Here is an 11,905-nt window from a genome sequence, read left to right as displayed (position 1 = left end):
GTAATAATCCAAATAAATTTAAAAACGGAGTGAAAATGGAGCGTGAAAAAAAAAGAATTTTTAGATGTGATTAAAGGTGGCTTGATTGTTTCCTGCCAAGCGTTACCAGGAGAGCCCTTGTATACCGAAGAAGGTGGCGTGATGCCGTTAATAGCGCTGGCGGCAAAGGAAGCCGGAGCTGTCGGAATTCGAGCAAATACTGTGAGAGACATCCTTCAAATCAAAGAAAAAGTAGACCTGCCCATCATTGGCATTATTAAACAAACGTATTCGGGGTCGGATGTATTTATTACGCCAACGATGAAAGAGGTGGATGCTTTAGTCGCAACTGGAGTAGAAGTCATTGCTTTAGATTGTACCTTGCGACAACGGCCAGATAATCAGACGATCAATCAATTCATCAAACAAATTAAAGAAAAGTATCCTGAGCAGTTGCTGATGGCGGACATTGCTACTTATGAAGAAGGACTTAATGCTTGGCAAGCTGGCATGGATTTTGTAGGGACAACACTTAGAGGCTATACAGAGGCGGAAGCATTATCAAATGAAGCGTTAGTGAAGTCACTAGTTGAGGAAGGAATATCAGTAATCGCTGAAGGTCAAATCCATACCCCAGAGGAGGCGAAAAAAATTCAAGCATTGGGGGCAGACGGAATCGTTGTTGGCGGTGCGATTACTCGGCCGAAAGAGATTGCTGCTCGTTTTATCCAAGCTTTAACGAATTAAAGAGAAGTGATGCTATAGGAAATAACTATACGTGTAGTCAAACATAAGGAGGAGAATAAAATATGTTTAAAAAGTTTTCACAGTTAGGACGGGCGTTTATGCTGCCGATCGCCATCTTGCCGGCAGCTGGTTTGCTGTTGGGATTAGGCGGTGCGTTGACAAATGAGAGTGCGGTAGCAGCTTATCCATTTTTAAATCAGCCGTGGCTGCAAGCCATTCTTAGTGTAATGAGTTTTGCTGGAAATGCGGTTTTTGCCAATTTAGCTTTGATTTTTGCGATTGGGATTGCTGTTGGACTAGCGAAAGGAGATAAAGGGACAGCCGGATTAGCTGGTGGCGTAGCGTTTTTAGTTTATACAGCGACAATCAGCGGATTATTGGAATTATTTTCAGCCAAGGATGCCAGCATTGATACCGGAGTAGTGGGTTCTATTGTTATTGGTGGAACGGTCGCCTTTCTTCATAATCGCTATCGAAAAATTGAATTGCCGCAATTTTTAGGATTCTTTGGCGGTTCACGCTTTATCCCGATTATTTCTTCCTTTAGCGCAATCGCGATCGGCTGTATCTTCTATCTGATTTGGCCGCCGATTCAAAATGGATTGGTTGTTGTAGGACATCAAGTGGCACAGATGGGAAGCATCGGTTCCTTCTTCTATGGGTTCTTATTACGTTTAACGGGTGCAGTAGGACTGCATCATACAATTTATCCGATGTTTTGGTATACCTCTTTAGGGGGTGTTGAAACAGTTGCCGGACAATCAATTTCTGGCGCGCAAAATATTTTCTTTGCACAATTAGCAGATTCTAGTCACACTGGATTATTTACTTATGGCACTCGTTTCTTCGCGGGACGTTTCGCCACAATGATGTTTGGTCTGCCAGCTGCTTGTTATGCCATGTATCGTGCCATTCCTAAAGAGAATCGCAAGAAAAATGGCGGCCTGTATTTCAGTGGTGCGTTGACCTCATTTTTAACTGGGATTACTGAACCAATTGAGTATATGTTCTTATTCGTGGCACCTTGGCTGTATGTGATTCATGCCTTTTTAGATGGTTTATCTTTCTATTTTGCTGACATCTTAAATATTCGCATCGGAAATTCATTCTCTGGCGGCTTGATCGACTTCTTGTTGTTCGGTGTACTGCAAGGAAATGATAAAACGAACTGGATAAAGGTGATTCCGTTTGGGATCGCATGGGCATTGATTTATTTCTTTGTTTTCAGTTTCTGTATTAAGAAATTCCGTGTGGCCATTCCAGGAATGGAAAATGAGGATGAAATACTAGAGGTGGCAGATGATTCTGGTTCTCAAAGTTTACAAGAGGAAGCGTTGCAGATTATTGACGCATTAGGTGGAGATGAAAACATTGAAACCGTTACTGCATGTGCGACACGTCTCCGTGTGGCTGTTAAGCAGGGAGAAAGTGTTCAAAAGGCAGTCTTTAAGCGGCTTGGAGCAACCGCAGTTTTTGAAGTTCAAGGTGGGATTCAGGCTGTTTTTGGCGGGAAAGCGGACCTGTATAGCCAAGAGATCAACCAACTATTAGGCCGCGATGATTAGTGTGCAGAATTGGAGGGTAATATATGTTTGATTTATTCAAAAAGAAAAAGACGGAAGCTTTTTTCGCACCAGTGGATGGTCAGTTTGTTCCATTAGCAGAAGTTTCTGATCCGGTGTTCGCTCAAAAGATGATGGGAGAAGGCTTTGGTATTCAGCCAACAGCATCAGAGATTTACGCACCGATTAAAGGAACGGTGACGACCATTTTTCAGACGAAGCATGCGATCGGATTAAAAAGTACCCTAGGTAGTGAGGTTTTAATCCATATCGGTCTTGATACTGTGGAACTAGCAGGTGAGCCTTTTGATGTTCATGTCAAAGAAGGTCAAACGGTTGATGAAAAGACGTTACTAGTTACAGTAGACTTTGAGAAGGTTCGTTCTGCTGGAAAAGAAGAGGTTGTCCTAACTCTGCTTACAAATGGCGGAGAAAGCTTTGATTCGTTGGAAAAAAAGAAAGTAAATCACAGTGAGCAGTTAAAAAGTATTGGCTAAAATGAAAAGTTGCTCGATTCTAAGATGTACCCTTAGAGTCGAGCGCTTTTTACGTTCTTCTTTTCATTATTAAGAAGCTGATGATAATGAATAGTGTTCCACAAAAGAACAACACAAGTTTTGAAGCCGTGTCTTTTTCACTCAAAGTAAAGAGATAAAAAATTTTTAGATATTTGTCACCTGTAAACAGGCTGGCGACATAATAGCCTAAAGGTAGAATCAAGCTTGCGATCGGCTGATTAGAAAAAGAAAAACCTACAGCGTATAATCCCCCCATAAACAGAGCGTTTGCCAAACCACTGAATAAAAAGCGATCAAATTCGATTGTTGCATTGCTATATTCAAAGATAGCTAAGCATCCACAGGTTAACAGTAGTAAAACTAGGATGATTTGGATGAAGCGTAGAACGAGTATGGTTACATACGCAAACCGTTTCGTCTTGATCAATAAAGTTGTTTCCTCCGAGATATCTGGCAGATAAAGGGGAAGAAATAAGATCAATCCAATCAGCGGAGAAAAACGTTCATAGATTGCAGCGCTTTGTACAAACGAGGCATTGGCTACACCAAAGAATGTTGGAAAAAGCAAGGTCAGCAGCAGTGCAGCAATCACCGCAGGATAAAAGTGAAATCGCCAGAAGGTTGTTGAAACTTTAGCGAGGATTTCCATGACTTACCCTCCCTTTGCGTTTGAGGTCAAAAACGATACAACTGAGAAAGAAACAAACGTTTCCCAGTAAGAACCAAAACGCTCGATTGATCACCAGTTCAGAAAAAATAGTTTCAAATAGTTCGCGTGAGCCTAACGTGTTGAATCGGGGCATGAGACTTAGTCCGAAAACACCTACCAATTGTCTGCCGCCGCTTAAGATAGATAACAGCCAAAAACCTAACTGGAAGAGAACACTCACTAGTCCGTTCAATACAGTAGTGATCAAAAAACTGATTCCTACTACTGCGACGATGGTTGGAACCGTCCATCCAATGATGTATTGATAGAAAAGTAGCAAATCTCCCGTCTGATGATAGTTTTGTGCGACATAGATAGATTGAACCGCTGGCAGCAAACTAAACACAAGAACGGGGAGAAGAATTAGCAGAGTCGTTGCTACAAATCGAGACCCCTGCAGCCTGAAAGAAGAGACTTTTTTCGTCTGAATCACTAATTGGCTGTGGGCTCTTTTATCTCTTAATACCACTGTCGCTGCGACAAAAACTGGAACTAGAGATAAGATAATTCCTAAATAATCACAAATTACACGAGCAAATGCACCAGAAACGCGGTCTTTTGTCAACGTCGTTTTGAATGCCTCGTTTGCCTCTTCATAGGTCATATTTTTCATCGATTGATGTAAATAAGCATCTGACGAAAAGTCTGAGCCTTCTCCAATTAATTTTTCAACTTTGATCATGTCCTTTTCAAAGTTTTGATAGGTGTAATCTTTCGCTAGAGGAAATGCTTCTGCTAGTGTAATCGGATCGGTCATATAAGCCGTCTCATCTCCTGCTTGTTTTGTTTGTTCTAATTGCGCCTGATTTAGTTCTTGAATAGAAAGGCCCGTTGCTTGCTCTAGTATTTCTTTGATTTTTGCCTGATCGGATTTTGTCAATTTCACCACTTTTAAAAAGCCGAAAGGATAGGTATTATAGCTTTCGTTGTTATACTGCTGCAGCAGCAGATACAATGTTTGCTGCTGAATGTCTTTTTTGTTGGTAGTTTGGGTTGTTCCATAATCACTTTGACCGGGCTCCGGCTGCTTCAATGAAACAAAATCAGATCCTAATTGAGTGAATAAAAAGAAACCAATAAATAAGACAACGAGCCAATAGGTGAGGCTTTTTAAGGTTAGTCCGAGTTCTTTCTTCAGCAGCATCCTACTCACCACCTTTCGATGATAGCAAGTAGAGGTAAGCATCTTCTAATGTAGGACGCTCCTCAATAACTAGCGGATGGCGCATGATCTGGGCATCGGACTTTCCGATAAAACGGAGATGTGAGGTGCTGCTTTCCTGCTGCAGGCTGATGATTTGAACTTGTTTTTTAGCAGTATTCAACTCTGTCCGCGGTATTTGAACACTAAAGATTTTTCCTTGCGCATTTAGTAGTAATTCCTCAATTGAATCTGAAAAAATGATGCGCCCTTGTTCCAAAATCGCGACATTTTCTGCCGCCGCTTCGATATCGCCTGCGATATGGGTTGATAACAAAACGATTTTATTCTCACTTACTTCCGCTAGTAGGTTTCGAAATCTGAGCCGTTCCTCTGGGTCCAAGCCGGCGGTTGGCTCATCTACCACTAATATTTTCGGATCGTTCAATAGTGCTTGTGCGATTCCTAATCGTCGCTTCATACCGCCAGACATCGCTTTCACCTTTACATTTTTGTGGATCGTTAAATTCACTTGCTCCAATAATGCATTGATGCGTGTTCTACGAGTTCGTTTGTCTAGTTCACAAAGCACGGCCAGATAATCCATTGCTTGATAAGCAGTCATATTCCCGTACATAGAAAATTCCTGCGGCAAAAACCCAATGATGGAGCGAATTTTTTTCTGATCATGGATATTGACGCCATTCATTAGAATGTCGCCTTCATTTGTCGGCAATAAAGTGACCAGTGTTTTCAAGGAGCCACTGATAAAGTTCAATAACAAAAATTGTCGAAAGAGAATGCAGGCATTTTCTTTCGACAATTTTTTCTTTTAGATAGTGATTCGTTGTCCAGATATCTTTATAATTAGAAGTATCTAGGGGGCGATTTCATGCTTAAACAAATGGTTCAAACCAAACTTAGTCCATATAGTGATCTTTATGATTTACTCATCCCAGCCGATCATATTTTGCGTCGGTTCAATGAGTTAGTTGACTTTTCTTTTGTTTACGAGGAACTAGAAAATAAATATTGTTTAAACGATGGTCGCAATGCCTATGATCCGATTAAGTTATTCAAATATTTGATGTTAAAAGCGATGTTTCCCGCGTCTGATGTGGATCTCGTTGCTCGCAGTAAAACAGACATGGCCTACAAATATTTTCTTGGCTTAGCTCCAGAAGACGAGGTCATTGATCCAAGTCTACTGACGAAATTCAGACGACAACGCTTGAACGATTCAAATTTACTAGATCTCTTATTGAACAAAACCGTTCAGCTCGCGATCGAAAAAGAGATTATCAAAAGCAAAGGAATTATCGTAGATGCCACACATACCGCTTCTAGATTTAATAAAAAATCCGCAATAGAGCTCTTACGTTCTTATTCAAAAAAGGTGCGCAAAGCGATTTATACAGTAAAACCTGAAGCGAAACAGATCATGCCTGAAAAAAATCAAAAAAACGAGTACCAAGCAGAAAAAGACTATGTAAAGACGCTCTTAAAAGCAATTGAGGAACATCCAGAATGGTCCGTCATACCTGCAGTCGCGGAGTCAGTCAATCAGTTAAAAGAAACGGTTGAAGATTGCCAAGAATATGAAGTCTATTCTCACGATACGTCCGCAAAGGTTGGACATAAAACCGCAGAAACAGAATTTTTCGGCTATAAAACCCATCTGGCTATCACCGAAGAACGAATTATCGCAGCCGCAAGTGTGACTGGTGGGGATGTTGGAGACGGCCCATATTTAAAAGAATTAGTTGAAAAATCACGTGCGAACGGAATTGATGTGAAGGAAGTTATCGGTGATACAGCGTATTCAGGAAAAGCCAACTTACTTTTTACAGCAGAAGAAAAAATTAAACTTTATTCAAAACTTCATCCAGTGATTTCAAATGGCACACGAGATCCCGAACAGGAGTGGGAATATAATAAGGACGCTGGAATGTACGTCTGTCCCAATGGACAATTGGCCTTTCGAAAAGCTGTTCAAGGAAAGAAAAATCAAGGAGAAAACCAACGATTGACCTTCTATTTTGATGTAAAAAAGTGCCAAGCTTGTCCATTGAATGAGGACTGTTATAAAGAAGGGGCAAAAAGTAAAACGTACAGTGTGACGATTCAATCCCAAGCACATAGCGACCAACAGACATTTCAGGAAACGGAAGCGTTCCAAAAACGTTACCGTATGCGTTATATGATTGAAGGAAAGAATAGTGAAATCAAAAACAGACATGGCTACAATGTTTCTTGGTCTAAAGACATTGAGGGCATGATGCTTCAAGGAGCCAGTACGCTCTTTGTCACTAATTTAAAACGAATCGTTAAGCTGATTGATGAAAAAGCGGAAGAAAAATAATAAAGAACGCCCGATGATCAACTTTGTAGGCTGATCATCGGGCTTTTTCCGTTCATTAATCTGAGTTTTTGTAGAAACTAGGGTACTTTATCAGTGGCTCCGTTTTCAACAGTGTCGTTTTTCCAGCGCCGTTTCGTCCTAGTAACCCAAACATACCCGTTGAAATAGACAGGTTAATGTCGTAGAGAACTTGTCTTTTCCCGTAATATTGATTTAAATGATTGATTTCGATGTGCATGATTGATCCCTCCTAAACTAAATGTTGCTTCCTTAATTGAAGAATACTCATTAAATCTCTATAAATTCTCTACAAATGCGGATTTTTCATTTTTTAGGTCAAAAACGGCAGAGATAATAGCACCACCTTCAATACTATTAGCGATTTTCAGATTGCCGCCATGTTTTCGTGTTAGTGCCTCGGCAATCGTCAAACCCAAACCAAAGTGACTGTTCTTATTTTGGGAATAGTATGGTTCAGTGGCAGTTACTAATTCCTTTTTAGAAAAGCCTGGTCCATCATCTTTTACATAGATGATTAACAGCTTATCCTGTAAAGTAATTGTTACGGTGACGGTAGTTTTCCCGAAACGGTAGGCATTATTCAACAGATTTTCTAGCACTTCGTTGATCAAGTCGAGATCATAAGTGGCAGTAATCTTGGGATAGTCATTCATGATAACTAATTGTTTCTCCGTCCAATGGTGCCCGATGTCTTCTAAATGCTCTTCAATCAGCTTCAACGGCTGCATGGTTTTATGAAGAGATCGGTCTTCTAATTTTTGCAATTGCTGCATGGTTTCAGAAAAAGAAGTTAGTCGAGTGATATTGTTTTTTATTTTCGTAGCGGATTTTTCAAACACTTCTGGAGTCAAACGTTCTTGTTCATAAAAAGCTTCAATCAGCTCTAGATTATTTTGAATAGTCGCTAAGGGTGTGCGGAGATCATGAGAAAAGGCTGCATTGACTTTTTTCTGATCCTGATAAAGGTCATGGAGTTTCTGTTGATTGGTTTGCAAGGTTAGCCGCAAGTGATCTAGCCCAAGAGACGTCTTTTCAAATTCGTCATAGGTACTGTAATAGACTGGTTGATGATAATTTCCTTGGTCGATTTGTTCGATGCTTTTTTCTAGAATTGTAATGGGCTGTAGAATTCGTTTATTATAGAAGAGTTTTGTCGAAAAATAGACACCTAGAAAGCCGTAAGCAAAAATAGCGTATCGACGAATGAACTCGATCAATCGTATGGTTGGCAGGAGTTCTTTTTCAATGGGGAAAGAAGGAGTCCATGTCAAAAAAGCCCAAAAATGTGTATCTCCAGAGTCCGACATCAGGATCAACCGTTCCCAGCTAACACATAAAGAGATGGTAATCAATGTTGCGAGGGCAACGGCTATTGTCCCGAAAAAGAGATAAAGAAGCAGACTTTGATTAAGGCTGCTTTTCTTAGCCAATAACCGAGCAATCCCTTCATCTAACCAATCCATTTATATCCTACCCCCCAAACGGTTTGAATCATTTCATCCTCTGAATACACAGCAAGCTTCTTGCGAATTCGCCGAACATGCTCTGTGATAATTGAAGCGTCCCCCAATTTGTCCCAATTCCAAAGCTTTTGATAGATTTCTTCTTTGGAGAAAGCTCTGCCGGGGTGCTTAGAAAGGAGCGCGACGATAGCGAACTCTATCTTAGTAAGATAGATCTCTTGTTTTTGAAACTGTACAGTCTTCTGGTCATAATCAATCATCAAGTCACCAAAGTAGGCTATTTTTCGAGTGAATTGTTTTCGATTCTCACGTCTAAGATGCGCTTCAATTCGCAAAGCTAGTTCCTTTAAACTTACTGGCTTAACTAGATAGTCATCGCCGCCGATTGTCAGACCTTGGATTCGGCTTTCCTCATCCTCCTTGGCGGAAAGAAATACGATTGGGCAAGCAATTTGTTCTCGGATCATTGTACATAATTCAAAGCCGTCCATTTCAGGCATATTTACGTCTAATATAATAATATCTGGTTGATGCTGTAATTGCTTCAAGCCTTCCAAGCCATTGTCTGCAGTATAAACGAGATAGTTCATTAGCTGAAAATAGTCTTTGAATGTTTCTAGCAGATCCTGCTCATCATCAATGATCAATATTTTTTTCATCGTTAACCTCCATACGGTGTTGTATTGATAGATTCATCGTATCATAATACATTGTCAGAAGGTATGGGGTTATTGAAGTGGTAAAGCTAGTTTTTACTCAAAAAGGGTTTGACAAATGGAAACCTGACCGCTATTCTAAACTTAGATGAATATTAAAACACTATGAGAAAGAAAGTAGAAATAATGATTTCCCCCAGAGAGTCTCGGTAGCTGAAAAGAGATGGAAAGGACTTGTTTTGAACATGGCTTTTGAGTGGACCTTCTGACTAATTAGGAAGGTACGGAATGCCCCGTTAAGCAGCAGAAGTCTCCCAATGAATGGGGTACTTAATGAGACAGCGGTTCGCGAGGACGCTGTATGATAAGGTGGTAACGTATATCAATTATGCCCTTAGACAGCTATTCGGCTGTCTAAGGGCTTTTTTATTATTTTATAAAAGGAGAGGATTTTATGAGCAGTATTCCATTTCGGTTTGATCAAGTGGGGAGTCTATTACGGCCAGCGAGATTAAAAAAAGCACGTGAGGATTTTAAGCAGGGCGCAATCACGAAGGAAGCCTTGACAAAGGTAGAAGATGAAGAAATTATCAAAGTGATCCAGAAGCAAAAAGAAATCGGCTTGCAGGCCGTGACTGACGGTGAATTTCGTCGTCGCTGGTGGCATCTAGATTTTATTGCTGGTTTAAATGGTATTACCGTTTATGATTTTGAAACGACCGCTTTTGGCATTACTACTGAGGCGCAAGGAACATTTGTCAACGGACCACTTTCCTTTGATTCTCAACATCCCTTTTTAGATCATTTCAAATTTACGAAAAAGCAGGCTGGAGAGACGATCGCTAAACAAACGAATACCGGACCCAATATGATCTATTTGGATTCCTTTATTTTATCAAAGCAATACCATGAAGCACCGGTCTATAGTGACAAGAAAGAGTTTGTTCAAGATTTGATTGCAACATATCAGGCAGCGATTCAGGCTTTCTATGATGCGGGCTGTCGTTATTTGCAATTGGACGATACTAGCTGGGGTGGACTGTTCGATGAACGTTTCCGCGGATTGATCGCTAAAAACGGCTTTGATCCCGATGAATTGATTCAAGAGTTTGGGGACATTACTGAAGCGGTTCTAGCGAAGAAGCCTGCAGATTTAGCAGTTACCTTCCACTTCTGTAAAGGAAATTTCCAGTCCTATTGGTTATACAATGGTTCCTATGATAAAATCGCAAAACGCTTATTATCCATTAAAGCCTTTAATGGGTTCTTCTTAGAGTTTGACGATGAGCGTTCTGGCAGCTTTGAGCCGTTGGAAAATATCCAAGATCAGCGAATCGTTCTAGGATTAATCACCACCAAAACGCCGGAGCTAGAAGACAAGGAAGCGATCAAAGCTCGAATTCAAGAGGCGACACAGTTTGTTCCATTAGAGCAGCTATGTCTAAGTCCGCAATGTGGTTTTTCTTCGACCCATGAAGGTAATAAAGTAACGGAAGAAGATCAATGGGCCAAGTTACGCTTAGTCATTGAGACAGCAAAAGAAGTTTGGACGGATTAATTCAAAAGTAGAGTGACTGGCAACAACTTATAAACGAATAGCATAAAAAAGCAGCGTCTTGTATCTAGCTCTAGGGACAATCCTAGAAGATACAGAACGTTGCTTTTTAAATGGTTTGTAAATAATTCCACAAGCATCAATCTCGAAAAAACAAAGGGCATCTCCTATAGTAGTAAAGAATCAAAGAAACAGGAGGAAGCATAATGGATTATCGTGTTTTACTTTACTATAACTATACAAAAATTGAAGACCCAGAAGTTTTTGCTAAAGAGCATTTTGCTTTTTGTCGTGATTTAGGAATTAAAGGAAGAATTTTAGTCGCTCCAGAAGGCATTAATGGAACCTTGTCTGGTACAAAAGAAGCGACAGACCAGTATATGGAAAAAATGTTGAAGGATGATCGTTTTAAGGACACCTACTTCAAGATCGATGAAAGTGAAGGCCATGCCTTTAAAAAACTATTTGTTCGGCCAAGATCAGAGCTAGTAGCACTTCACTTGGAGGAGGATGTGAATCCACGGCAATTAACGGGAAATTATTTGGAGCCGCAAGCATTTCGTGAGGCCTTATTAGATGAAGAGACAGTCGTCATTGATGCCCGCAACGACTATGAATATGATTTAGGTCATTTCCGCGGAGCGATTCGTCCAGAGATTCATAATTTCCGGGAACTGCCTGAATGGATTCGTGAGAATAAAGAGCAATTTATGGATAAAAAAATTGTGACTTATTGTACCGGCGGCATTCGTTGTGAGAAATTCTCTGGCTGGCTATTGCGTGAAGGCTTTGAAGACGTAGCACAACTCCATGGCGGGATCGCAGCGTATGGTAAAGATGAGGCAACGCGTGGCGAGTTGTGGGACGGAAAAATGTACGTGTTTGATGAACGCATCAGCGTAGAGATCAATCAGGTAGATAAGCAGGTCATTGGTAAAGAGTGGTTTGACGGTACTCCGTGCGAACGTTACATCAATTGCAGCAACCCAGAATGCAATCGTCAAATATTGGTTTCTGAAGAAAATGAAGAAAAATACTTAGGCGCTTGTTCAATTGCTTGTGCAAAACACCCAAATAATCGCTATGTAAAAACTCATCATTTAACGGTTGAAGAAAGAGATGCACGCCTAGCTTTGACTAATCAATAGTGAAACTTTTCAAAAAAATTCCATCCTAACTGTCTTGACACTTC

12 protein-coding genes and 1 other annotated feature are annotated in these 11,905 nt (G+C 40.5%); of the genes, 6 read left to right on the top strand and 6 right to left on the bottom strand.

The annotated features are described in order from the left end of the window. Positions 1-42 precede the first annotated feature (42 nt). The 3 genes from J9537_RS12295 (at position 43) to J9537_RS12285 (ending at position 2,785) form a co-directional block, all read left to right on the top strand. Entirely contained in the window at positions 43-726 is a 684-nt protein-coding gene (locus J9537_RS12295) for an N-acetylmannosamine-6-phosphate 2-epimerase (RefSeq protein WP_010745458.1), read from the top strand. 62 nt (positions 727-788) lie between these two features. Then, entirely contained in the window at positions 789-2,291 is a 1,503-nt protein-coding gene (locus J9537_RS12290; RefSeq protein WP_010745459.1) for a PTS transporter subunit EIIC, read from the top strand. 23 nt (positions 2,292-2,314) lie between these two features. Beyond that, entirely contained in the window at positions 2,315-2,785 is a 471-nt protein-coding gene (locus J9537_RS12285; protein WP_010745460.1) for a PTS sugar transporter subunit IIA, read from the top strand. A 49-nt stretch (positions 2,786-2,834) separates the two neighbouring features. On the opposite strand, the gene J9537_RS12280 is transcribed toward J9537_RS12285, so the two are convergent. Genes J9537_RS12280 through J9537_RS12270 form a run of 3 tightly spaced genes read right to left on the bottom strand, consistent with a single transcriptional unit; the run spans position 2,835 to position 5,479 of the window. Next, a complete protein-coding gene (locus tag J9537_RS12280) occupies positions 2,835-3,455 on the bottom strand; it encodes a hypothetical protein (RefSeq protein WP_010745461.1) in 621 nt (206 codons plus the stop codon). Next, on the bottom strand, positions 3,439-4,659 hold the full coding sequence (locus J9537_RS12275) for an ABC transporter permease (protein WP_010745462.1): 1,221 nt from the start codon (positions 4,657-4,659) through the stop codon (positions 3,439-3,441). Before J9537_RS12275 ends, J9537_RS12280 begins: the two co-directional genes overlap by 17 nt. A 1-nt stretch (position 4,660) precedes the next feature. Further along, on the bottom strand, positions 4,661-5,479 hold the full coding sequence (locus tag J9537_RS12270) for an ATP-binding cassette domain-containing protein (RefSeq protein ID WP_231371759.1): 819 nt from the start codon (positions 5,477-5,479) through the stop codon (positions 4,661-4,663). Between the two features lie 69 nt (positions 5,480-5,548). Here J9537_RS12270 and J9537_RS12265 point away from each other — a divergent pair, with 69 nt between their 5' ends. Beyond that, positions 5,549-7,018: an IS1182 family transposase gene (locus J9537_RS12265; RefSeq protein WP_218255920.1), complete on the top strand. Its 1,470-nt coding sequence runs from the start codon at positions 5,549-5,551 to the stop codon at positions 7,016-7,018. Positions 7,019-7,073: 55 nt separating this feature from the next. Here the strand turns inward: J9537_RS12265 and J9537_RS12260 are convergent, their stop codons facing one another. Genes J9537_RS12260 through J9537_RS12250 form a run of 3 tightly spaced genes read right to left on the bottom strand, consistent with a single transcriptional unit; the run spans position 7,074 to position 9,161 of the window. Next, a complete protein-coding gene (locus tag J9537_RS12260; protein ID WP_010745464.1) occupies positions 7,074-7,256 on the bottom strand; it encodes a P-loop NTPase family protein in 183 nt (60 codons plus the stop codon). Positions 7,257-7,314: 58 nt separating this feature from the next. Continuing rightward, positions 7,315-8,502, bottom strand: a complete 1,188-nt coding sequence (locus tag J9537_RS12255; RefSeq protein ID WP_010745465.1) for a sensor histidine kinase — start codon at positions 8,500-8,502, stop codon at positions 7,315-7,317. Beyond that, entirely contained in the window at positions 8,490-9,161 is a 672-nt protein-coding gene (locus J9537_RS12250) for a response regulator transcription factor (protein ID WP_010745466.1), read from the bottom strand. Before J9537_RS12250 ends, J9537_RS12255 begins: the two co-directional genes overlap by 13 nt. 153 nt (positions 9,162-9,314) lie before the next feature. Further along, positions 9,315-9,557 (top strand) — a binding site (T-box leader). 55 nt (positions 9,558-9,612) lie between these two features. On the opposite strand from J9537_RS12250, the gene J9537_RS12245 reads away from it, so the two are divergent. Beyond that, positions 9,613-10,716 (top strand): 5-methyltetrahydropteroyltriglutamate--homocysteine S-methyltransferase, encoded by a 1,104-nt coding sequence (locus J9537_RS12245; protein ID WP_218256179.1) that lies wholly within the window; start codon positions 9,613-9,615, stop codon positions 10,714-10,716. A 203-nt stretch (positions 10,717-10,919) separates the two neighbouring features. After that, positions 10,920-11,861, top strand: coding sequence for an oxygen-dependent tRNA uridine(34) hydroxylase TrhO (trhO, locus tag J9537_RS12240; RefSeq protein ID WP_010745468.1), 942 nt, complete (start codon positions 10,920-10,922; stop codon positions 11,859-11,861). Positions 11,862-11,905: the final 44 nt, after the last annotated feature.

Source organism: Enterococcus raffinosus (genome assembly GCF_019175485.1).
In the GTDB taxonomy this organism is placed as follows: Bacteria; Bacillota; Bacilli; order Lactobacillales; family Enterococcaceae; genus Enterococcus_A; species Enterococcus_A raffinosus.
The sequence above is the reverse complement of the archived record's forward strand: the minus strand, read 5'-3'. Positions and strand labels throughout refer to the sequence as shown.